Below are 22,067 nucleotides of genomic sequence, written 5' to 3'. Positions count from 1 at the left end.
CGTCGGCGGCACGCGAGCCGCGCTACGGGCGGCTCGGCATGCTGGCGGTCGAGGCGGAGGATGTGCCGGGCCGGGTCAGTCCTGCGAGCGCGAAGAACACCGCGCCGAGGGCCGCGTCCACCAGCAGGCAGCCTGCGAAGGCGACACCGCCTGACCCGAGGGCGGTATAGAGCGCACCGAGCAGGGCGACGCTGAGCGCCGTGGCGAGCTGCTGCGCTGTCGTGAACAGTCCGCTCGCAAGGCCGGAGACGTGATGAGACACCGAGCTCATCACCGTCGAGATGAGCGGGGTGAACATGATCGCCTGTGCCGCGCCGAACAGGAAGAGCGCGGGTTGCAGCAGCGCTTCGTTCGGGGTCGGCCACTGCACCATCAGGATGATCGCGATGAGCACCAGCATCACCACCTGCGCGGCAGCGCCGAAGCGCATCATGGTCACCGGCCGCCACACCGCGGCGAGACGTGGCGCGAGCGTTGCGGCGATGAGGAACCCGACAGCGAACGGCACGAGCGCGACGGCGGCGCCGAGCGCCGAGAGACCCATGCCGTTTTCGGCGCTGAGAGAGAACAGGTAGAAGAACGCGCCGTAGCCGCAGAAGAAGGTCGCCGTCATCGCGAGTCCGGCGAGCAGGACGGGCTCGCGCAGAACGGCCATCGGCACAAGGGCGCGGCCCTCATCGATGCGCCGCTCCCAGAGAGCGAAGACCACGAGCGCTATGACGGCGACGGTGAAGAGGACGATCGTCCACCACGGCCAGCCATGCTGCGGGCCGAGCGAGAGCGGCAGCAGAATCGCCGCGATGCCGATGGCGAACAGCACCGAACCGACCGGGTCGAGTCCCGCACTGCGCACCGAGCGGGTGTCGGGCACCGAGCGGGTGCACGCCAGCACGAGCACGCTGATCGCGGCGACGACGACGAACAGGGCACGCCAGCCCTCGGGCGAGACGGATGCCAGGGCGCCGGCCACGAGCAGCCCGGCGGTCGCCCCCGCTGCGACGGCGAAGGCGTAGCCTGCCAGCCAGCGCGCGCGGGCTGCCCCGGTCGCCGCGTGCTGGATGGTCGAGAGCACCTGCGGCAGCATCAGCCCCGCGGCGATGCCCTGGAGCACTCGGGCGACGAGCAGCACGACTCCTCCTGGCGCTGCACCCGCCGCGAGGGAGGTGACCGCGAGTGCGACGAGGCCGAGCCGAAAGAGCAGGCGGCGCCCCGCACGATCGCCGAGCCTGCCTCCGAGCACCAGTGAGGACGCGAAGCCGAGCGCAAAGAGGCTGACGACCAGGCCGGCCGTGCCAGCGTCCAAGTGCAGCGCGGTTGCGATCTCGGGCAGCGCGATCGTGGAAGCGCCGAAGACGAAGTTCCCCAGCATGCCGCCTAGCAGCAGCACGATGGCTCCGGATGCGGGCAGCGCCACGGCGCGGATGCGGTTGTCCTCGACAACCGCGGAGGTCTCATTCATGAACTCATCCGAGCGCCGTTCTATCCAGGTATCCAGTGCGTGCTTATCCTGGTAGTCATGACACCCCAGGGGAACCTGACCGCGCGCCGGGAGCTCGGCTCGTTCCTGCGCAGCCGGCGCGAGCGCATCACTCCCGATCACGTCGGCCTGCCCGCGGGCGGCAGACGTCGCACGCCGGGGCTGCGCCGCGAGGAGGTCGCGATGCTCGCCGGGGTCGGTGTCACCTGGTACACCTGGCTTGAGCAAGGCCGCGACATCTCTCCGTCGCCCGAGGTGATCGACGCGATCGCTCGTGCTCTGCGGTTGGACTCTGACGAACGCGAGCATCTCTGGCTGCTCGCCGCCGGCCGTGTCGCAGGCGAGGTCGATCCGAGCGACGGTGTGGTGACCGAGGGGCACCTCGCTCTGCTCGCCACTCTGATGCCGACCCCTGCGTGTATTCAGACCGACAAGTTCGACATCCTGGCGAGCAACGCCTCGTATCGCTTCCTGATCGACGACCTCGACAATGGACCCGTCGCCGATCGCAATTGCATGGTGCGCGCCTTCCTCGACCCGGTCTGGGCGGCGACCTACCCCGACTACGAGGAGGCCACGGCACGCATGGTGGGGCGGTTGCGCTCGGCACTGCCACGCCATCTCGATGACCCGTCGTGGACCGCCCTGATCGAGCGGATGCGCACTGAGTCACCCCGATTCCGTCAGCTCTGGCAGCAGCGCGAGGTCGTCACATCCGCGGCTCCCCAGCAGGTGTTCCACAGCCGCCGGGTGGGTGCGGTCCGGGTGCACTTCATGCGGCTCTGGCTCGAGAACACGCCATCGGTGCGGCTCATCTCGATGCAACCGGTCACCGCGGCGGACGCCCGCAGGCTGACACGACTCGCCGAACTCGTCGCCAGCGAGCCGGTCGTGACGACGCGGCCGTCCGTCACCGCGCAGTTGCCGGTCATCGCGGCCTGATGGGGCGGCAGGGCTGGCGAGACGGGGTTCGAGCACTCAGACTGACCTCGTGCACATCAGCGGGCGACTCGACGCCGCCGCGCCCGACCCGGCGCTCGATCTCATCGAGAAGGTGAGACGGATGCCGGTGCCCGTGCTGGGCCTCGTGCCGCAGCGCCACCTCGAGGACTGGGATGCGTTCGGCCTCAACACGGGCACGCACAACGGAGTGCTCGACACGTGTGAGGTCTCGATCAGCTACACCCTGTGGCGGAACCCCGACAACCTCGACGACCCGGTGAACCTCGCCGAGTTCGACGACGAGTGCCGCGCGAGCCTCGACCGCGAGGTGCCGTGGGAACGGCCGGCCTGGCTGCTCGAGCGGGTGCACCGCATGCGCTTCCCCTTGCTGTGGGAGGCCGTGACCACGCATTGGAGAGCCGAGCCGCGCGAGTACGACGCGGTCGAGGCGCGACTCGTCAGCCATGTGAACCACATCCTGATGAACGGATACCGCGAGACGCGGGTGCGCGGCGAGCTTCCTGGCGATCTCGACAGCCCGGTCGACGAGCGCCACGTCGAGCACGGGCTGACAGTGCTCGTGAACGGCTATGAGCGGGTGGGCGTCCGCATCGACACGGACCCCGACGTGTACGGCGTCGGCGTCGCGCTCGACAACGGCAGCACGGTCACGGCCGTCGTCCCGCGCGAGGAGCTGCGCTTCGTCGAGCTCGCGTTCGCGACGCGTCGCCTGTAGCGTCTGACTCGTTTGCCTCCGGCTGTGACGTTGTGACGGCGAGAGGCGAATGCCTCACGGATGCGCGTGGGCTTCGCGGCGCCGCACCGAGATCGGCAGGAAGACCCAGAGCCCGATGATCATGAGCGCCACGACGACGGCCGCAATGATGCCCGCCGTGAGCGAGACGACGAAGTAGAACAGGAACAGCGCCACGCCGATGATCAGCAGAGCGACGGCGACGAGCGCGAAGCGGAGGATCCGGTTGCCGATCAGCACCGCCTCCTTCTTGGCGTGATGCCGGAAGAGCCAGCGGTGCAGCGACACGGGGGCGAGTGAGAGCAGCGTCGCCGTGCACGCGAGCCCGACCAGCACGAGGTAGATCGTGATGCCGAGCGGCTCGAGCTCGTGGAAGCGCTGCTGGAACGCGAGGGCGAGCAGGAAGCCCGTGAGGATCTGGTTGCCGGTCTGCGTCACGCGCAGCTCCTGCAGGATGTCCTCCCAGTTGCGGTCGTAGCGCTGGGCATCCGATTCGCCGGGGCGATTCAGGCTGTCGGGCCGCGCGTCCTCGCTCATGGCAACAAGCTACTTGTGCCCGAGGCGTTTCCTGAGCAGCTGGATGCGCGCCTCGAGCTGCGTCATCGACGCCTTCGCGACGGCGGGGCCGCCGCAGATGCGCCGCAGCTCGGCGTGCACGAGGCCGTGTGGCTGATCGTGCGACTTCGCGTACAGCCCGACGAGGGAGTTGAGCAGCGAGCGCTGCTCCTTGAGTGTGCGGTACAGCGGCAGCGGCTTGGCGGGCGACGGCTCTTCCTCGGGCGCGGGTGCGGGCCGCGATGCGGCGCGGCGCGACTGCCGCGCCTGCCGGTGCATGAGCAGCTCGTGCACCTGGTCGGGTTCGAGGAGGCCGGGGATGCCGATGAAGTCGAGCTCCTCCTCGGTCTCGGGCTCGGCGTAGCCGCCGTAGTCCTGCCCGTCGAACAGCACCCGGTCGAAGGCGGCCTGCGAGCCGAGCGCCTGGTACGAGAACTCGCCCTCCAAGGCATCCGATGCCTTGTCGTCTTTCTCGGCGGCCTGCATCATCGCGTCTTCGGGGTTGTAGAGGTCGCCCTCTTCGGCCGAGACGTCGCGGTCGAGCGCGTGGTCGCGCTCCAGCTCGAGCGCGCCGGCCAGTGCGACCAGCGGCTCGACGTCGGGCAGGAACACGGAGGCCGTCTCACCCCGGCGCCTGGCCCGCACGAAGCGGCCGATCGCCTGCGCGAAGAACAGCGGGGTCGACGAGTTGGTCGCGTACACGCCGACGGCGAGCCGGGGCACGTCGACGCCCTCCGACACCATGCGCACGGCGACCATCCATTTGGCATCGGATGCCGCGAAGGCGCTGATCCGGTCGGACGCCTCCTTCTCGTCCGACAGCACGACGGTGGTCTTCTCCCCCGTCATCGTGTCGAGGATGGCGGCATACGCCCGCGCCTGCTCCTTGTCGGTCGCGATGACCAGGCCGCCGGCATCCGGAACCTGAAGCCGCACCTCGTCGAGCCGCCGGGTCGCGGCCGACAGCACGGCGGGAATCCAGTCGCCCTCCGGGTCGAGCGCGGTGCGCCACGCCTGCGAGGTCACGTCCTTCGTGTTGCCCTCGCCGAGCCGCGCCTCCATCTCTTCGCCGGCCCGCGTGCGCCAGCGCATGTGGCCGGCATAGACCATGAACAGCACCGGCCGCACGACCCCGTCGGCGAGGGCCCGGCCGTAGCCGTAGTTGTAGTCGGTGACCGAGGTGCGGATGCCCTTCGCATCGGGCAGGTACGTCACGAACGGGATCGGCGAAGTGTCGCTTCGGAACGGCGTTCCCGTGAGCGAGAGCCGCCGGGTCGCCCGCTCGAAGGCCTCGCGCACGGCGTCGCCCCAGGAGAGCGCGTCGCCGCCGTGGTGCACCTCGTCGAGGATCACGAGCGTGCGCCCGTCCTCGACGATGTCCTTGTGCAGCGACGCCTTCGCGGCGACCTGCGCGTAGGTCACGGCGATGCCGCGGTAGTGCCGGGCGAAGCGCCTGTGTGCGTTCTTGAACTCGGCGTCGAGGTGGATGCCGACGCGGGCCGCCGCCTCGGCCCACTGCCGCTTCAGGTGGTCGGTCGGAGCGACGACCACGATGCGGTCGACCGTGCGCCGGCCGAGCAACTCGGTCGCGAGGCGCAGCGCGAAGGTCGTCTTGCCCGCGCCGGGCGTCGCCGAGGCGAGGAAGTCGCGGGGCTCGGTGCGGAAGTACTCGTCGAGCGCCTCCTGCTGCCAGGCGCGCAGGCGCGTCGCGGTGCCCCACGGGGCGCGCGCCGGGAAGGCCGGCGAGAGGTGCTCGGCCGCGAAGGTTCCCGGGGTGTGCGCAGCAGATTCACCCGGATCGGGAAGCGCGGAGATGGCCGAATCAGACATGCGGATGCGATGCTAACAACAGGCACCGACATGGCCGGGCGTGTCCCCCAGGGCGCGTCTGCGGAGATGCGCACAGAGTGGCAAACTATTTAACATGCCCGAACTATCTACTTTCACCCGATACGTAGCGCTCGGCGACAGCTTCACCGAGGGTCTCGGCGACCCCTACCCCGATCCGGCCGACGGATTCCGCGGCTGGGCCGACCGCGTCGCCGAGGTGCTCGCCGCGCAGGCATCCGATTTCGCCTACGCCAATCTCGCCGTGCGTGGGAAGCTGGTGCGCCAGATCCTCGCCGACCAGGTCGAGCCGGCCATCGCGCTGCAGCCTGACCTGATCACGATCTCGGCGGGAGGCAACGACGTCATCCGCCCCGGCACGGACCCCGATGAGATCGCCGCGATCTTCGACCAGACCATCGCACGGCTCGCGACGACCGGTGCCACGATCGTCGTGTTCACCGGCGTCGACGTGGGCTGGTCGGGCACCTTCAAGGCGATCCGCGGCAAGGTCGCCGTCTACAACGAGGACGTGCGCGGCATCGCCGAGAAGTACGGCGCCCTCGTCGCCGACCAGTGGTCGCTGACCGAGATCCAGGACCAGCGGATGTGGTCGATCGACCGCCTGCACATGTCCCCGCTCGGCCACCAGGCCGTCGCGCGCCTGGTGCTGCGCACGCTGCACGTGCCGAACGACCTGCCCGTGCTCGAGCCCGCGCCGGTGCCGCCGCGCAGCTGGCGTGAGGCCCGCGCGCAGGACCTGCAGTGGGCGAAGGAGTACGCCTGGCCGTGGGTCGTGCGCCGCATCAAGCACGTCTCGAGCGGCGACGGCCTGCCGCCGAAGCGGCCTGCGCTCGCGCCTCTCGCACCCCTCGCCGAGCCGGAGCGCGCGACCGCCGACGACGCAGGCTAGGAGCCGAGCAGGCTGCGCTTGTCGAACAGGTCGCGCCAGACGGGCAGCTCGTCGAGCCGGAACAGCTCGACGGGGTGGGTCAGCCGCCACCCGGCGCTCGGCGCGGCCAGCGCCGCATCGGTGGCGAGGTCGGCGACGACCTGCTTGCCGCCATACGTGAAGGTGACGGTGCCCGCCTTCTCTTTCGCGTCCGCCGTCGTGAGCTTGTCGGCGACGACCGAGATGTCGACCGTGCTGGCGGAGTAGATCTCGACGCTCGGCCGCGTCACCGCGACGAGCCGGGTGCTCGCCCCCCATGGGGTGCGATACGTGGCGTAGATGGTCTTGCCGGCATCCGTCAGATCGATCTTGTGGAAGGCCTGCTCGTAGCTCGTGAGCAGTTTCGGCACGCCCTTCCAGAGCGCGTCGTAGGTGGGCTGACCGACCATGACGCCGACGAGGGTGCGCGGGGTGCCGTTGATGTCGACCGTCGCGGCGAACAGCAGGCAGTGCCCCGCCTGGTCGGTGAACCCGGTCTTGACGCCCTCGATGCCGTTCTTGCCGATGAGCGGGTCGGTGTTGTGGATCTCGCCGAGCGGTTCGGGAAGCGTCGCGCTCGAGCTGTTGACGATCTTCGCGAGCACCGGGTCGGCGATGGCGAGCTCGCCGATGCCGACGAGGTCGGTCATGTTGCTCACACTGCCCGGATCGAATCCGGACGGGTCGGTCATGTGGGTGTGGGTGAAGCCGTGGCTCTTCAGCCAGGCGTTCGCGGCGTTCACGAACGCCGGCTGCGAGCCGTACGACCACACCGCGAGCGAGCGGGCATAGTTGTTCGCGCTCTTCAGCATCATCGCGGTCATCGCCTGCGTCAGGGTGAGCTTCTCCCCCGCCTGCACGGCGGCCCACGATCCGTTCTCGCTCCAGACCTGGTTCAGGATGTCGACGTCCGCCTGCCCGAACGTGATCGTCGGCCCCTGCTGGCCGGCCTTCAGCTTGTACTTGTCGAGCAGCACGAGCGCGGTGATGGTCTTCGTGATGCTCGCGATCGGCACGCTCGCGTCGCTGCCGCTCGATCCGAGCAGGCCGGGCTGGCCCACGAGCCCGACCGCTGCGCCGCCCTGCGTCGGCCACGCGGGAGCCACGGCCGCCGTCTCGATCGGCGTGATCGCGTCGGCCGGGATGACGGCGGCGGACGCCGGCAGCGGGTGCAGCAGTGCGCCGCCCACGTAGGCGGCGATCGCGAGCACGACGACGGATGCCGTGGTGATCGTCGCTACGGCCCCGCGGCGCAGGCGGCGGGGCTTCGAGGCTGCCGCGGCGGCCTTCGACGCCCCGAGCTCGGGGTCGGGCTCGAGATCGACGGCGGAGGTCACGAGGCGATGCTACGCAATCCAGCTGTGCCGATGGCGCGCCGGTCCGCGCCCGGCGCGCACGCCGAGTCGCCGAGTCGCCGTACACGCCGCCGACCCGGCTAGGAAGCAGCCCGAAGCGCCCACAGCGCCACCGCACTTGCGGAGGCGACGTTCAGCGAGTCGACGCCGTGCAGCATCGGGATGGTGACGATCGTGTCGGCGGAGGCCAGGGCGCGGCGCCCCAGCCCGTCGCCCTCCGCGCCCATGACGAGCGCGACCCGCTCGGGCGGCGCCGCGGCGAAGGCGTCAAGAGTGACCGCGTCGTCGGCGAGAGCGAGCGCGGCGATGTGGAATCCGCTCGCGTGCAAGAGATCAGCCGCGCCGAGGCGATCCCGGTGTGCGGAATCGCCCCATTCCGGAAGCCTCGTCCACGGGACCTGCAGCACGGTGCCCATCGAGACGCGCACGCTGCGGCGGTAGAGCGGGTCGGCGCACGTCGGCGTCACGAGCACGGCGTCGGCGCCGAGGCCCGCGACCGAGCGGAAGATCGCGCCCACGTTGGTGTGGTCGACCAGCCCGTCGAGGACGACGACGCGCCGGGCATCCGCCAGCACCTCCTGCACGCCCGGCAGCACGGGCCGGTGCATCGAGGCGAGCGCGCCGCGATGCAGGTGGTAGCCGGTCAGGCGCTCGAGCAGGGGCGCCTCGCCGACGAAGACGGGCACCTCGGGGAATCCGTCGAGCAGCGGTGCGACGTCGTCGAGCCACTGCTCCTGCACAAGGACGGAGCGCGGCCGGTGCCCGGCCTCGATCGCGCGCTGGATGACCTTCGTCGACTCGGCGAGGTAGAGCCCGCCCGCGGGCTCGGCGACTCGACGCAGCGCCACATCGGTGAGTCGCGAGTAGTCGGCGAGGGCGGGGTCGTCGAGGTCGTCGATCGGGCGGACATCCATAGGAAACATCTTGCCCGTAGCATTTAAGGAGAACGGCGAGGAAGGTGCGCGGATGCTCGAGATGGAGTCGACCGACACCCTGCTCGACGCCGCCGTCGAGGCGCTCGCCGGCCGCACGATCACGGTGCTGACGGGCGCCGGTGTGAGCACGGATTCCGGCATCCCCGACTACCGCGGCGCCGGCGCGCCGAAGCGCACCCCGATGACCATCGAGCAGTTCCTTGCCTCGCCGCGCGCCCGCAAGCGCTACTGGGCCGGCTCGCACCTCGGCTACCCCTTGTTCAACGCGGCCCAGCCGAACGCGGGCCACTTCGCGCTCGCCGAGCTCGAGGCACACGGCGAGGTCGCGGGCGTCGTCACGCAGAACGTCGACGGCCTGCATGTGCGTGCCGGCTCGCGCCGCGTCGTGCCCCTGCATGGCTCGATGGACCGCGTCGTGTGCCTGAACTGCGGCCAGGTGTTCGCCCGCCCCGACATCGAGACCCGCATCAACGCGGCGAACCCGTGGCTCACCCGGCCCGAGGCCGTGGTGATCAACCCCGACGGCGACGCCGAGGTCGCCGACGTCGACGACTTCGTCGTGCCCGAGTGCACGGTCTGCGGCGGCCCGCTCAAGCCCGACGTGGTGTTCTTCGGCGAGTTCGTGCCCGTCGACCGCTTCGACGAGGCGAAGGCGCTCATCGCGACATCCGACGCCCTGCTCGTCGCCGGGTCGTCGCTCGTGGTCAACACGGGCATCCGCCTGATCGAGCAGGCCAGGCGCCGCAAACTGCCGATCGTCGTGATCAACCGCGGCGCGACCAAGGGCGATGCGCGCGCGACGGTGAAGATCGACGGCGGCACCACCGAGTACCTCACAGCCCTGGCTGACAGACTGGAGCGGTGACTCGCATCTCCCTCGTCCGCCACGGACAGACCGACTGGAACCGTGACGGGCTGCTCCAGGGGCGAACCGATGTGCCGCTCAACGACACCGGCCGCGAGCAGGCGCGCGAGACCGGGCGGGCGCTGCGCACTCGCCGCTTCGACGGCATCTACGCCTCGCCCCTGTCGCGCGCGTTCGAGACCGCCGCGATCATCGCCGGGGAGCTGGGGATGCCTGAGCCGGTCGCCGTCCCCGGACTCGAGGAGCGGTCGTACGGGCGCGCAGAGGGCATGACCGGCCCCGAGATCCGCGAGGCGTTCGGCGAGAACCGCGCCGACATCCCCGAGTGGGAGAACGACGCGGCGCTGCTCGGGCGCGTGCTGGGGGCGCTGGCGGCGCTGTCGGCGCAGCATGCGGGCGAGCGGATCCTCGTGGTGGTGCACGGCGGGGTGATCGGCGCCATCGCGAAGCATCTCACCGGCGGCGAGCGGCCCGCGAAGGGCGAGTTCGTCGGCAACGGGTCGGTGCACGACCTCGAGGTCACGGGCGGCGAGCTGACGCTGGTGCGCTTCAACGTGGCGCTCGACGAGCTGGCGGCGGCCGACGAGCTCGACGTCGACGTCGAGCTGGGTTAGCCGGCTAGCAGGCTCAGCCCGCGACCGCGCGCAGCACCTCGTAGAGGGCGCGGGCCGAGGCGGCCCAGCTGAACGTCGCGGCCTGCGCGATCCCCGCGCGGCTCGCGCGCGCCCAGGCATCCGTGTCCTCCAGCGAGCGGATGCCGCGCGCGACGTCGCCTGGCGACGCCGGGTCGACGAACACGGCGGCCTCTCCCCCGACCTCGTGGAAGATCGCGATATCGCTCGCGACGACCGGCGTGCCGAGGCGCATCGCCTCGATCACCGGGATGCCGAAGCCCTCGTCCCACGAGGTCGTGACCAGCGCGTGCGCGCCGAGCAGCGCCGTCTCGTAATCCGCGTCGCTCGCGCCGTCGTGGAACACGAGCGCGGCTCCCGGGGCCAGCTCGGCGAGGCGCTCGCGCTCGGCATCCGTCACCGGGCTCATCAGGTGCAGCTCGTAATCCGCGCCCAGCAGCGGCATCGCGCGCACGAGCGTGTCGATGTTCTTGTACGGCACGAACTGGCCCATGTGGACGAGCCGCCGCGGCACCCCGACGGGCGGTGTGCGATCGGATGCCGCGGCCAGCGCCGCAGGCGACGGGTCTGCGGCCGCGTTGTGCACGACGAACACGGGCCGCGTCGTGAGGCGGTGCGCCGCGATGAGGTCGGCGGTCGTCTGCGACACCGAGACGATGGCGTCGCCGCCGTTCAGCAGCCGGCGCTGCGGCCACCACGCGAGGTGATAGAGCCGCCACGCGATCTTCACGTACCACGGCATCGAGCGCGGCGGTGTTCGGTGGCGGTAGTAGATGAGGTCGTGCACGGTGAGCACGAGCCTGTAGCGGCGACCGCGCGAACCCATCGTCTGCATCGGGGTGAAGACGACGTCGGGCTGCAGGCGGTTGACCTCGCGGGCGCGCCACGGCTCACCGGGACCGGTCTGCGAGCCGATCAGGTGCCAGGGCAGTTCGGGCAGATTGGCGAGCTGCGCCTCGTCGCTGATCAGCATCTCGACGGGGGTGAGCTTCGCGAGCTCGCGCACGAGCTCGGCGCTGTACCGGCTGATGCCGTCGTGCCGCCCCGTGCGCACGTAGCGACAGTCGAACAGGACCCTCACGACAGCCGGCCGACGTGGGCTTCGAGGAACGCATCGATGAGGGCCGCGGCCTCTGCGGGTTTCTCGTAGTGGATGAGATGCCCCACCCCGTCGATCACCTCGAGCGCGCCGTCGGGCAGCAATCCCGCGAGGCGCCGTTCGGCGGCAAGGGGCGTGATCTGATCCTGTGCGGCGGCGACGAGCAGCACGGGCAGCTCCAGCCGCTCGGCGTACTCGCTGACGTCGTGCGACACCGACGCCCGGAATGCCTCGAGCAGCGAGCCGCGGTCGGCGAACAGCGAGAAATAGGCGTCGTGCTGCGCATGGATCCAGCGGCGCAGCTCAGGGTCGCGGGTCGTCGCCATCGCGACGCTCATCGTGCGCACGATCGCCGGGCTGCGCAGCAGCGCGTTGCCCGCCCGCGCCGGGAGAGCGCGCGCGAGCCAGTAGTAGAAAACCGCGGCGCCCGTGCCGATCGCCTTGGGACCCTTGAGCGCCGGCGCGCCGATCGGATTGACGAGGATCGCGACGGATGCCTGCACCTGACGCTCTGCCAGGGCGGCGGCCACCACGATCGAGCCGAAGGAGTGCCCGAGCAGCGTGACCGGCTCGCCTGGCGCCACCGCCCGCGTGAACTCCCCCAGCCAGCTCGCGTAGCCGTCGATGTCGTGGGGGCGGTCGGTGAAGGCATCCGATGCCCCGAAACCGGGCAGGTCTGGGGCGATCACGCGCCGGCCGGAGAGCCGTTCGACGATGGGCTCGAGCCCATGGTGGTCGCCGCGGAAGCCGTGCACGGCGATGAGCGGCCCGGTGCCGGCATCCGCTCGCTCCTCATACTCGACCCAGCGTGTCACTCCGCCGGCCAGCTCGATCTCGTGCATCGCTCTCAGGCTACCGAGCGTCGCAGTCGTCGGGTGTCAGGGGTCGCTCCTAACCTGGAGGCATGAGCGGATGGCATGAGCAGCTGGGTGTGTTCGACCTCGAGACGACGGGGGTCAACACCGAGACCGCGCGCATCGTCACGGCGCACGTCGGCGTGATCAACGAGCAGGGCATCACGGTCTCGCGGCAGGACTGGGTGATCGACCCGATGGTCGAGATCCCCGAGGCTGCGGCCGCCGTCCACGGCTACACGACCGAGCGCGTGCGCCTCGAGGGGATGGACGCCGCGACGGGCATCGCCGAGATCGTCGCGGCGCTGCGCGTGCTGTTCGAGCGCGGGGTCCCCGTCGTCGCCTACAACGCGCCGTACGACTTCACGGTGCTCAACCGCGAGGCGAAGCGCTTCGGCATCGCGCCGCTCGAGAACCCGCTGCCCATCATCGACCCGCTCGTGATCGACAAGGCGGTCGACCGCTACCGGAAGGGCAAGCGCACCCTCGAGATGACGGCGCAGTTCTACGGCGTCGACCTCGGCGACGACGCGCACGACGCCGGCTTCGATGCGATCGCGGCCGGTCGCGTCGCGCAGGCGATTGCCGTCAAGTACGCCGCCGAGCTCGCGATGACGGCCGCTGAGCTGCACGCCAAGCAGGTCGACTGGTTCCGTCAGCAGGAGGAGAGCTACGCCGAGTTCCGCCGCAACAAGCTCGGCGACCTGAACTTCGTGGCGACAGGCACCTGGCCTGAGCGCTATTGACGCGCTAAACCGGTTGGCATGAGTTCGCTCATGCTGATCAACAAGATGACGGTGAAGTCCGGCAAGCGCGATGAGGTCACGGCAGTCCTGATCGAGTCGGCTGCGGCATTTGAGTCGCGCGAAGAATGCATCATGTCGCTCGTCACCCACGACGCGGACGATCCCGACGTCATCTGGGTGCAGGACGTATGGACCGACGAAGGCGCGCATCAGGCGGCCATGTCGACGCCGTCGATGCAAGAGTTCGTGCGGCAGGCGATCCCGCTGCTCGAGGGCATGCCCGAGCAGCACCGCGTCTACCCCACAGGGGGAAAGACGCCCACCGGTTTCCCTCAGGCGTGAGCGCTCGGCGGCAAGACGCACGGTTTGTCACCTCCGCTGCGCAACCCGAGGTGACAAACCGTGCGTTGCGTGACGGATCGTCCAGCCACGGCACCCTGGGCATGCGAAGGGCCCCGGGCGTGTGCCCGGGGCCCTTCGAAAACCCTGCCTACTTCTTGGAACCGAAGTTCTTGAAGCGCTGGTTGAACTTCTCGACGCGGCCGGCGGAGTCCATGATGCGCTGCTTGCCGGTGTAGAACGGGTGCGACTCCGAGGAGATCTCGACGTCGATGACGGGGTACGTGTTGCCGTCTTCCCACTCGATGGTCTTGTCGCTGTTCACGGTCGAACGCGTGAGGAACGTCGCGCCCGAAGCCAGGTCGCGGAAGACCACCGGGGCGTAGTTCGGGTGGATGTCAGCCTTCATAAGTCAGTGCCTTTGAAACAGTCGAATGGATGTGGTGTGAAATCGTCGGCCCAGCCGATGCGCGGTGGCGCAGGGGGCCAAAGACTGATTCTATCAGGTCGGAGGGGGCGGTCACGACTTCGCGCGCGCGGTGAAGCGCCCGTCGTTGCCGGTGACCTCGACCGGGACGCCGAAGGCGGAGGACAGGATGTCGGACGTGAGGGTCTCGTCGATGGGGCCCGCGGCTGCGACCTTCCCGCCCGCGAGGACGACCGCGTGGGTGAATCCGACCGGGATCTCCTCGACGTGGTGGGTGACCATGATGATGGCGGGGGCGGAGGCCGAGCTGGCGTAGCCGCCGAGCAGCTGCACGAGCTCCTCGCGGGCGCCGAGGTCGAGCGAGGCGGCCGGCTCGTCGAGCAGCAGCAGCTCGGGGTCGGCCATCACGGACCGGGCGATCTGCACCCGCTTCTGCTCGCCGTCGGAGAGCTCGCCGAACTTGCGCTCGGCGAGGTGGTCGACCTTCCACTCGGCGAGCACACGGTGGGCGCGGCGCTCGTCGATGTCCTCGTACTCCTCTTTCCAGCGGGCGGTGATGCCGTAGGCGGCGGTGAGCACGATGTCGAGCACGGTCTCGCCATAGGGCAGGCGGCGCGAGAGGGAGTTCGAGGCGAAGCCGATGTGCGGCCGCAGCTCTGCCGGGTCGGCCTCAGAGGTGTTCTGGTCGAGCAGCGTGACGGTGCCCGAGCTCGGGGTGAGCTGCGCCGCCGCGAGCTGCAGCAGGGTCGTCTTGCCCGCGCCGTTCGGGCCGAGCACGACCCAGCGCTGGTCGCTCGTCACCTGCCAGTCGACGCCCTCGAGAATCGTGTTGCCGTTTCGCTCGACTGCGGCGGACTGCATGCTGACGACGGTGCTCGACATAGCTTCAACCCTATCCAAGGTGACGGGCCTCGATCAGCCAGCCATAGCGATTCGGCGGCGTGACGGCGAATCGCGCAGCGACCCGCGCCGGGCGAGGACCGGCGCGGCAATCAACACAGCAGGGCTTCGTATACGGATGCCGTCTGCTGGGCGATCGAGGACCATGAGAAGGCATCCCGGGCGCGCTCGTAGCCCGCCTCCCCCATGGCCTGCGCCCGCGTCGGATCGGCGACCACCTCGGTGAGCGTCGCGGCCAGATCGGCGACGAAGCGCTCGGGGTCGAGGGGGGTTCCCGTGCCGTCCTGCGCCTGGTCGATCGGCACGAGGCGGCCGGTGACGCCGTCGACGACGACCTCGGGAATCCCGCCGGTCGCGGTGCCCACGACGGGCAGCCGGCAGGCCATCGCCTCGAGGTTCACGATGCCGAGCGGCTCATAGACCGAGGGGCACACGAACACGGTCGAGGCCGAGAGCACGGCGGTGAGCTGCTCGCGCGGCAGGATCTGCTCGATCCACACCACACCCGAGCGCTCGGCCTGCAGCTTGGCGACGAGCCCCTGCACCTCGGCCAAGATCTCGGGGGTGTCCGGGGCGCCGGCGCACAGCACGAGCTGCACGTCGGCGGGAAGCGCGGCGGCCGCGCGCAGCAGGTAGGGCAGCCCCTTCTGCCGCGTGATGCGCCCCACGAAGACCACGGCAGGGCGGTCGGGATCGACGCCCAGCGCCCGCGCGACCTCGTGATCGGGGTTCGGCTGCCAGGCCGAGAGGTCGATGCCGTTGTAGACCACGTGGGTCTTGGCGGGGTCGATCGCGGGATACGAGCGCAGGATGTCGCGCCTCATCCCCTCAGACACGGCGATCACGGCATCCGCCGCCTCATATGCTGTCTTCTCGATCCAGCTGGAGACCCGGTAGCCGCCGCCGAGCTGCTCGGCCTTCCATGGGCGCAGCGGCTCGAGGCTGTGCGCGGTCACGACGTGCGGGACGCCGTGCAGCAGCTTCGCAAGGTGGCCTGCGCCGTTCGCGTACCAGGTGTGCGAGTGCACGAGATCGGTGCCCTGGGCGGCCTGGGCCATCTGCAGATCGACGCCCAGGGTCGTGAGCGAGGCGTTGGCGGATGCCAGCTCGGCGGGCACCCCGTAGGAGAAGACATCTGCCTCATCGCGCGGCTTTCCGAAGGCGTGGACTCGCACCTCGGCGTGTGCGCGCAGCGCTTTCACGAGCTCGGCGACGTGGACCCCCGCGCCCCCGTATACCTCCGGCGGATACTCACGTGTCATGAGGTCGACTCGCATGGTCATGACGCTAGTACAGGCACGCCGGGCCAACTAATGTCGGTTCCATGAGGGCTGGCAGGAAGATCTTCGGGGTGGTTCTGGCCGGCGGCGAGGGCAAGCGCCTGATGCCGCTGACGGCGGACCGAGCGAAGCCCGCGGTCCCCTTCGGCGGCCAGTACCGCCTCATCGACTTCGCGCTGTCGAACCTCGTCAACTCCGACCTGCGGCAGCTCGTTGTTCTCACGCAGTACAAGTCGCACTCCCTCGACCGGCACATCTCGCAGACCTGGCGCCTGCCGCAGCTGCTGAACTCCTACGTCTCGTCGGTGCCCGCCCAGCAGCGCCTCGGCAAGCGCTGGTTCTCGGGCTCCGCCGACGCGATCCTGCAGAACCTCAACCTGCTGAACGACGCGCGGCCCGACATCGTCGTCGTGGTCGGCGCCGACCACGTCTACCGCATGGATTTCGCCCAGATGATCGAGGCGCACGTCGCCTCCGGTGCGCGCGCGACGGTTGCTGCGATCCGCCAGCCCATCGCGCTCGCGAACCAGTTCGGCGTCATCGAGGTCGACGCGAAGCATCCCGACAAGATCGGCGCGTTCCGCGAGAAGCCGTCGGACCCGGTCGGCCTGCCCGACTCGCCCCATGAGGTGTTCGCTTCGATGGGCAACTACGTGTTCGACACCGATGCGCTCATCGAGGCGGTCGAGAGCGACGCAGAGCGACCCGAGTCGAACCACGACATGGGCGGCGATATCGTCCCGTACTTCGTCGAGCGCGGCGAGGCCGGCGTCTACGACTTCAAGGACAACGACGTCCCCGGCTCGACCGAGCGCGACCGCGCCTACTGGCGCGATGTGGGAACCATCGAGTCGTTCTTCGAGGCGCACCAGGACCTGATCTCGGCGCTGCCGATCTTCAACCTGTACAACCGCGAGTGGCCGATCTACTCGCAGGAGCTCAACTCGCCGCCCGCCAAGGTCGTGCGCGACGCCCGCGGTTCGATCGGCGCGACCATCGACTCGATCGTCTCGCTCGGTTCGGTCATCTCAGGGGCGCACGTCGAGCGCAGCGTGCTGGGGCCGTGGACGCTCATCGACTCCGGCGCGAACATCACCGACACCGTGGCCTTCGATCGGGTCACCATCGGTCCGGACGCGCACGTGCGCCGTGCCATCCTTGACAAGGATGTCGTCATCGAGCAGGGCGCCGAGGTCGGCATCGACCTCGCGCACGACCGCGCACGAGGGTTCACCGTCACCGAGTCCGGCCTGGTCGTGGTCGGAAAGGGAGTCCGCGTCGTTCCATGAGCTCGCTTGCCGCGCAGGCCGCTGTTCCATTCCTGGTCGTCCTCGACGCGGATTCGACACTCCTCCACGATGAGGTCATCGAGCTCATCGCCGACCACGCGGGCACGACGGCCCTCGTCGCCGACATCACGACGCGGGCGATGCAGGGCGAGCTCGACTTCGCAGAATCGCTGCGCGAGCGCGTCGCGACGCTCGCAGGCCTCACGACGGATGCCTTCGCCGAGGTGCGCTCGCGGCTGACCGTCACGGCCGGGGTGCGCGAGCTGATCGACGGCGTGCATGCGGCAGGCGGCAAGCTCGGCGTCGTCTCCGGCGGCTTCCACGAGGTGCTCGACCCGCTGGGTGCCGAGCTCGGGCTGGACTTCTGGCGCGCGAACCGCTTCGAGGTCGACGGCGGCCGGCTCACCGGCCGCGTGTCGGGCGAGATCGTCGACGCGCTCGGCAAGGCGCAGGCGCTCAAGGAGTGGGCGGATGCCTTGAGGCTCCGTGAATCCCGCACGATCGCCGTCGGCGACGGCGCCAACGACCTCGAGATGATGGCCGTCGCCGGCCTCGCCGTCGCGTTCAACGCGAAGCCGCGGGTCCGCGAGCAGGCCGACGTGATCATCGACGTGCAGGACCTCTCCCAGCTCCTCCCCCTGCTCGGCCTGCGCGGCTGAGACGATCCACACCTCAACTGCGCCAGACGATCATCGCTGCACCGTGCGCACGGTCATAGCGTGCAGCACTGACCGTTCGGCGCAGTTGAGACGCAGCCGAACGGTCAGTGCCCCATGCCCAAGCCGCCGTCGACGGGGATGACGGCGCCGGAGATGTAGGCGGCGTCATCGCCGGCGACCCACGCGACCGCCTTCGCGACCTCGTTCGCGGTGCCATAGCGGCCGACCGGGATGGCCTTCCTGTAAGCGGCGGTCTGCTCCTCGGGCAGCTCTGCGGTCATGTCGGTTTCGATGAAGCCCGGCGCGACGACGTTCGCCGTGATGCCGCGGCTGCCGAGCTCGCGGGTGATCGAGCGCGCCATGCCGATGAGGCCGGCCTTCGACGCCGAGTAGTTCACCTGGCCGGGGTTGCCGTAGAGGCCTGAGACCGAGGAGATGAAGACGATGCGGCCGAACTTCGCTTTGAGCATGCCCTTCAGGCCGCGCTTGACGACGCGGAACGATCCGCCGAGGTTGGTGTCGACGACGGCGTCGAAATCCTCCTCGGCCATGCGCAGCATGAGGGTGTCGCGGGTGATGCCGGCGTTGGCGACGACGACCTCGACGGGGCCGAGGGCCGACTCGACCTCGCCGAACGCGGCGTCGACGGCTGCGGCATCCGTCACATCCGCACGCACCGTCAGGGTGCCCTCCGGCCCTTCGCCCGACCTCGCCGTCACGGCGACGCGGTGGCCCTGCGCCACGAACTCCTGGGCGATGGCGAAGCCGATTCCGCGGTTTCCGCCGGTGACGAGCACGGTACGGGGGGTGGTGATTTGAGGCATACGGGAATCGTATGGCAGGGCCGGCGGCGTGCACGGCGGCCCTGCCTGTGCGCCGGGCGGGGACCGGCGCGCCGACCAATAATGGCAACCCGGAAGTAGGCTGGACCGAAGCCCATGAAAGCCACCGCGCACACCATCACCTCGCTGCCGCCGTCACCTGATCAGGAACGGCACAAGCGCATGATCGAGTACTCGATCATGATGGGCATCCGAGTGCTGTGCGTGCTCGCGTGCATCTGGGTGCGCGGCTGGTGGCTGCTGATCCCGGCGCTCGGCGCGATCTTCCTGCCGTACTTCGCCGTCGTGGTCGCGAACGCCGTGCAGGCGGGCGACGGCGGCCAGGTCGAGCGCCCGGGCGCTCTCGAGCGGCGCCCGTGAGCCTGTTCGGGGAGCCTGCCGCGACGGAGTGCTCGCGGGCGGGCTGCCGTGCGGCCGCTGTGTGGCGCATCGACTGGCGCAACCCGAAGATCCACAGCGACGGCCGATTCAAGACGTGGCTCGCGTGCGAGGAGCATCGCGAGTTCCTGAACGGATTCCTCAGCTCGCGCGGCTTCCCCGTCGAGGTCAGTCCTCTTGACTCGGAGTCGCGGGGTCCGCAGGAGTCGGCTCGCTCGGCTGGATGACGATCACCTCGGGGCGGCTGGGGCGCGCAGCGCGCGCCGGGCGCGACGCGTCCGCGGCATCCGCCTCTCCCGCTTCTCCGATCGCGCCGAACGAGCGCGGCGCGGGCGGTGCGACCGTGACGGTGCCCTCGATCCCCCAACGGGACAGGGGCAGGTAGCCGTCGAGCAGCTCGTCCTCGACCTCGGCGTCGGTGAACTTCTTCTTGGCGGCCTTCTGCCGCCGCTTGCGAGCGCGCTCGCGCTCCTCGGGGTGATCGGCGTTGAGACGCCGGAACTCGGTGCGCATGCCGTACCACAGGCCCCCGAAGCCGATCAGGGCGATGAGCACCCACTGCACCATGTAGGACCAGTGGATCACCGTGCCGGCCGTGGGCGCCCCGGTCACGATCTTCGTGAGCGCGGTGGCGGAGGCGGGCGTCTGCGTGTCGAGCACGCCGTACGCGCCCGTGTAGACCGCGCCGCCGCCGAGTCGCTGCTTGATCTCGGCCAGGTCGATCGACTCGATCTGATTCCTGATGGCGGGCGTCGAGCCCTTCGCGGTCTCCCCCGCCTGGAGGCGGGCGACGACGCTGACCGTGCCGCTGGGCGGCGTGGGCTCTGCCTTCGGACGCTGCGGGTCGGAACCGGCGTCGATGCAGCCGCGGTCGACGATGAAGATCGTGCCGTCGGCGAGCTTGAGCGGCGTCAGCACCTCGAAGCCGGTCGAGTCGCCGCAGGGGCGGGTGCGCACGAAGAGCTGGTCCTTGATGAGGTACTCCCCCGTGACGGCGACCGGCTTCCACACGTCGTGGGCGTCGTACGCGTCGAGGGTGGGCAGCACGCTGTCGAGCGCGACGGGTGCCGCATGGAAGTTCGTCGCGACACGCGTGTTGTACCTCGTCGCCTGCTGCCCGCGGTCGTACTGCCAGTGCGAGAGGAAGACGCACGCGATGGCGAACACGACGGCGGCCGCGATGTACACGATCCAGCGGCGGGTGCCGACGAACTCCCACCCGACCATGCCCTCTGTGGTCGTGTCGTAGACGGCCGCGGTCTTCCGCTCGAGGGCCCCGGGGCGGCGTGCCTCCACGTCGCGCGACGCGCGGCGCTGCAGCGAACCCTGCGGGGAACGATCGGACACGAAATTGATCTTCTCGCGGCTTGCTTGGCGGTTCCTTACGCGAGCTCGACGAGCTCGGCGTAGTCCGGGGTCCAGAGGTCCTCGGTGCCCTCCGGCATGATCAGCACGCGCTCGGGGTTCAGCGCCTCGATGGCGCCGGGGTCATGCGAGACCAGCACGACGGCGCCCGCATAGTGCGCGAGCGCGTCGAGGATCTCCTCGCGGGATGCCGGGTCGAGGTTGTTCGTCGGCTCGTCGAGCAGCAGCAGATTCGCCGACGAGACGACGAGCATCGCGAGCGCGAGGCGGGTCTTCTCGCCGCCCGAGAGCACGCCGGCCGGCTTGTGCACGTCGTCGCCGGAGAACAGGAACGAGCCGAGCACCTTGCGGGCATCCGTCTCGGTCAGGTGCGGCGACGCAGAGACCATGTTCTGCAGCACGGAGCGGTGCACGTCGAGCGTCTCGTGCTCCTGCGCGTAGTAGCCGATCTTCAGGCCGTGACCCGGCTCGAGCTCGCCGGTGTCGGGCTCGTCGACACCTGCGAGGATGCGCAGCAGCGTCGTCTTCCCGGCGCCGTTGAGACCGAGGATGACGACCTTCGAGCCGCGATCGATCGCGAGATCGACGGCGGTGAAGATCTCGAGCGAGCCGTAGGACTTGGAGAGATCGGATGCCTTGAGCGGCGTGCGCCCGACCGGCGAGGGCTCGGGGAACCTGAGCTTCGCCACGCGCTCGACCTGGCGCACCTCGTCGAGCCCGGAGAGCAGCTTCTCGGCACGTGCCATCATCTGGTGCGCGGCGGCGGCCTTGGTCGCCTTCGCCCCGAACTTCGCGGCCTGCAGCTGCAGCGCAGACGCCTTCTTCTCGGCGTTGGCGCGCTCTTTCTTGCGGCGCTCCTCGTCGGCGGCGCGCTGGGCGAGGTACTTCTTCCAGCCCATGTTGTAGATGTCGATCACCGCGCGGTTCGCGTCGAGGTAGAAGACCTTGTTGACGGCCTCCTCGACGAGGACGACGTCGTGCGAGATCACGATGAAGCCGCCCTGATAGTTCTTGAGGAACTCCCGCAGCCACACGACCGAGTCGGCGTCGAGGTGGTTGGTCGGCTCGTCGAGGATCATCGTCTCGGCGTCGGAGAACAGGATGCGCGCGAGCTCGATGCGGCGGCGCTGGCCGCCCGAGAGCGTCTTGAGCGGCTGATCCAGGATGCGGTCGGGCAGATTGAGGTTCGACGCGATCGACGCCGCCTCGGCCTCGGCCGCGTAGCCGCCGAGCGCCTCGAAGCGCTCCTGCAGGGTCGCGTAACGGCGCATCGCCTTGTCGGCCACCGCGGGGTCGGCATCCGACATCTTGAGCGTCTGCTCATGGATCTGCAGGTTCAGCGTTCCCAGCCCGCGCGCGTCGAGGATGCGGGTGCGCGCGAGCATCTCGGGGTCGCCGGTGCGCGGGTCCTGCGGCAGGTAGCCGAGCTCACCCGAGCGCGTCACGTTGCCGTCGGTCGGCGGCAGGTCGCCGGCGAGCACCTTGGTGAGCGTGGTCTTGCCGGCGCCGTTGCGGCCGACGAGGCCGATCTTGTCGCCCTTCTGAACACGGAAGTCGACGCCCGCCATGAGTGTGCGGGCGCCGACCCGGATCTCGAGGTTCGAGACCGCAAGCAT

General features: G+C 69.8%; 23 protein-coding genes. 10 read left to right on the top strand and 13 right to left on the bottom strand.

What is annotated here, in order from left to right; translation table 11 throughout:
* Window positions 1–22: 22 nt before the first annotated feature.
* Entirely contained in the window at window positions 23–1,459 is a 1,437-nt protein-coding gene (locus ABD708_RS07365; RefSeq protein WP_344752813.1) for an MFS transporter, read from the bottom strand.
* 57 nt (window positions 1,460–1,516) lie between these two features.
* Here ABD708_RS07365 and ABD708_RS07360 point away from each other — a divergent pair, with 57 nt between their 5' ends.
* Together ABD708_RS07360 and ABD708_RS07355 are read left to right on the top strand one after the other, a co-directional pair.
* Window positions 1,517–2,419, top strand: coding sequence for a helix-turn-helix transcriptional regulator (locus tag ABD708_RS07360; RefSeq protein ID WP_344752811.1), 903 nt, complete (start codon window positions 1,517–1,519; stop codon window positions 2,417–2,419).
* A gap of 49 nt (window positions 2,420–2,468) precedes the next feature.
* On the top strand, window positions 2,469–3,155 hold the full coding sequence (locus ABD708_RS07355; protein ID WP_344752809.1) for a hypothetical protein: 687 nt from the start codon (window positions 2,469–2,471) through the stop codon (window positions 3,153–3,155).
* Window positions 3,156–3,209: 54 nt separating this feature from the next.
* Here ABD708_RS07355 and ABD708_RS07350 read toward each other — a convergent pair whose 3' ends face one another.
* On the bottom strand, window positions 3,210–3,710 hold the full coding sequence (locus ABD708_RS07350) for a DUF6328 family protein (RefSeq protein WP_344752807.1): 501 nt from the start codon (window positions 3,708–3,710) through the stop codon (window positions 3,210–3,212).
* 9 nt (window positions 3,711–3,719) lie between these two features.
* Window positions 3,720–5,558, bottom strand: a complete 1,839-nt coding sequence (locus ABD708_RS07345; RefSeq protein ID WP_344752805.1) for a DEAD/DEAH box helicase — start codon at window positions 5,556–5,558, stop codon at window positions 3,720–3,722.
* 94 nt (window positions 5,559–5,652) lie between these two features.
* Between ABD708_RS07345 and ABD708_RS07340 the strand changes: the two genes are divergently transcribed.
* Entirely contained in the window at window positions 5,653–6,468 is an 816-nt protein-coding gene (locus tag ABD708_RS07340) for an SGNH/GDSL hydrolase family protein (protein ID WP_344752803.1), read from the top strand.
* On the opposite strand, the gene ABD708_RS07335 is transcribed toward ABD708_RS07340, so the two are convergent.
* Entirely contained in the window at window positions 6,465–7,823 is a 1,359-nt protein-coding gene (locus tag ABD708_RS07335; RefSeq protein WP_344752801.1) for a D-alanyl-D-alanine carboxypeptidase family protein, read from the bottom strand. The genes ABD708_RS07340 and ABD708_RS07335 overlap by 4 nt on opposite strands.
* Window positions 7,824–7,921: 98 nt before the next feature.
* Entirely contained in the window at window positions 7,922–8,755 is an 834-nt protein-coding gene (locus tag ABD708_RS07330; RefSeq protein WP_344752799.1) for a TrmH family RNA methyltransferase, read from the bottom strand.
* 52 nt (window positions 8,756–8,807) lie between these two features.
* Between ABD708_RS07330 and ABD708_RS07325 the strand changes: the two genes are divergently transcribed.
* Together ABD708_RS07325 and ABD708_RS07320 are read left to right on the top strand one after the other, a co-directional pair.
* Window positions 8,808–9,641 (top strand): Sir2 family NAD-dependent protein deacetylase, encoded by an 834-nt coding sequence (locus ABD708_RS07325; protein WP_344753391.1) that lies wholly within the window; start codon window positions 8,808–8,810, stop codon window positions 9,639–9,641.
* The gene (locus ABD708_RS07320; protein WP_344752797.1) at window positions 9,638–10,255 is read left to right on the top strand and encodes a histidine phosphatase family protein; all 618 of its coding nucleotides are present in this window, start codon (window positions 9,638–9,640) and stop codon (window positions 10,253–10,255) included. The genes ABD708_RS07325 and ABD708_RS07320 overlap by 4 nt, the downstream gene beginning before the upstream one ends.
* Before the next feature lie 13 nt (window positions 10,256–10,268).
* Here ABD708_RS07320 and ABD708_RS07315 read toward each other — a convergent pair whose 3' ends face one another.
* Both ABD708_RS07315 and ABD708_RS07310 read right to left on the bottom strand, forming a co-directional pair.
* The gene (locus ABD708_RS07315) at window positions 10,269–11,354 is read right to left on the bottom strand and encodes a glycosyltransferase family 4 protein (protein WP_344752795.1); all 1,086 of its coding nucleotides are present in this window, start codon (window positions 11,352–11,354) and stop codon (window positions 10,269–10,271) included.
* Window positions 11,351–12,214, bottom strand: coding sequence for an alpha/beta fold hydrolase (locus ABD708_RS07310; RefSeq protein ID WP_344752793.1), 864 nt, complete (start codon window positions 12,212–12,214; stop codon window positions 11,351–11,353). The genes ABD708_RS07315 and ABD708_RS07310 overlap by 4 nt, the downstream gene beginning before the upstream one ends.
* 62 nt (window positions 12,215–12,276) lie before the next feature.
* Here ABD708_RS07310 and ABD708_RS07305 point away from each other — a divergent pair, with 62 nt between their 5' ends.
* Both ABD708_RS07305 and ABD708_RS07300 read left to right on the top strand, forming a co-directional pair.
* Window positions 12,277–12,972, top strand: a complete 696-nt coding sequence (locus ABD708_RS07305; RefSeq protein WP_344752790.1) for a 3'-5' exonuclease — start codon at window positions 12,277–12,279, stop codon at window positions 12,970–12,972.
* Between the two features lie 30 nt (window positions 12,973–13,002).
* Window positions 13,003–13,314, top strand: coding sequence for a putative quinol monooxygenase (locus ABD708_RS07300; RefSeq protein ID WP_344752787.1), 312 nt, complete (start codon window positions 13,003–13,005; stop codon window positions 13,312–13,314).
* A gap of 148 nt (window positions 13,315–13,462) precedes the next feature.
* Here ABD708_RS07300 and ABD708_RS07295 read toward each other — a convergent pair whose 3' ends face one another.
* The 3 genes from ABD708_RS07295 to glgA form a co-directional block, all read right to left on the bottom strand.
* Window positions 13,463–13,720, bottom strand: coding sequence for a type B 50S ribosomal protein L31 (locus ABD708_RS07295; RefSeq protein WP_344752784.1), 258 nt, complete (start codon window positions 13,718–13,720; stop codon window positions 13,463–13,465).
* Window positions 13,721–13,831: 111 nt separating this feature from the next.
* On the bottom strand, window positions 13,832–14,620 hold the full coding sequence (locus tag ABD708_RS07290; RefSeq protein WP_344752781.1) for an ABC transporter ATP-binding protein: 789 nt from the start codon (window positions 14,618–14,620) through the stop codon (window positions 13,832–13,834).
* Window positions 14,621–14,730: 110 nt separating this feature from the next.
* Window positions 14,731–15,915 carry a glycogen synthase gene (gene glgA / locus ABD708_RS07285; protein WP_344753389.1) on the bottom strand — a complete coding sequence of 395 codons (1,185 nt, stop codon included), beginning with the start codon at window positions 15,913–15,915 and terminating at the stop codon, window positions 14,731–14,733.
* A 47-nt stretch (window positions 15,916–15,962) separates the two neighbouring features.
* Here glgA and glgC point away from each other — a divergent pair, with 47 nt between their 5' ends.
* Window positions 15,963–17,207, top strand: coding sequence for a glucose-1-phosphate adenylyltransferase (gene glgC, locus ABD708_RS07280; RefSeq protein ID WP_344752778.1), 1,245 nt, complete (start codon window positions 15,963–15,965; stop codon window positions 17,205–17,207).
* Entirely contained in the window at window positions 17,204–17,866 is a 663-nt protein-coding gene (gene serB / locus ABD708_RS07275; protein WP_344752776.1) for a phosphoserine phosphatase SerB, read from the top strand. The genes glgC and serB overlap by 4 nt, the downstream gene beginning before the upstream one ends.
* A gap of 104 nt (window positions 17,867–17,970) precedes the next feature.
* On the opposite strand, the gene fabG is transcribed toward serB, so the two are convergent.
* Window positions 17,971–18,681: a 3-oxoacyl-ACP reductase FabG gene (gene fabG / locus ABD708_RS07270; RefSeq protein WP_344753387.1), complete on the bottom strand. Its 711-nt coding sequence runs from the start codon at window positions 18,679–18,681 to the stop codon at window positions 17,971–17,973.
* Window positions 18,682–18,804: 123 nt separating this feature from the next.
* Between fabG and ABD708_RS07265 the strand changes: the two genes are divergently transcribed.
* Window positions 18,805–19,068: a DUF3099 domain-containing protein gene (locus ABD708_RS07265; protein WP_344752774.1), complete on the top strand. Its 264-nt coding sequence runs from the start codon at window positions 18,805–18,807 to the stop codon at window positions 19,066–19,068.
* A 186-nt stretch (window positions 19,069–19,254) separates the two neighbouring features.
* Here ABD708_RS07265 and ABD708_RS07260 read toward each other — a convergent pair whose 3' ends face one another.
* A complete protein-coding gene (locus ABD708_RS07260) occupies window positions 19,255–20,433 on the bottom strand; it encodes an SURF1 family cytochrome oxidase biogenesis protein (protein ID WP_344752772.1) in 1,179 nt (392 codons plus the stop codon).
* A gap of 35 nt (window positions 20,434–20,468) precedes the next feature.
* Window positions 20,469–22,067: a ribosomal protection-like ABC-F family protein gene (gene abc-f / locus ABD708_RS07255; RefSeq protein ID WP_344752770.1), complete on the bottom strand. Its 1,599-nt coding sequence runs from the start codon at window positions 22,065–22,067 to the stop codon at window positions 20,469–20,471.

The sequence above is a fragment of the Gryllotalpicola koreensis genome, assembly GCF_039538185.1.
GTDB lineage: Bacteria > Actinomycetota > Actinomycetes > Actinomycetales > Microbacteriaceae > Gryllotalpicola > Gryllotalpicola koreensis.
Note: the sequence above shows the minus strand (reverse complement) of the source record. Positions and strands in the feature narration are given on the sequence as shown.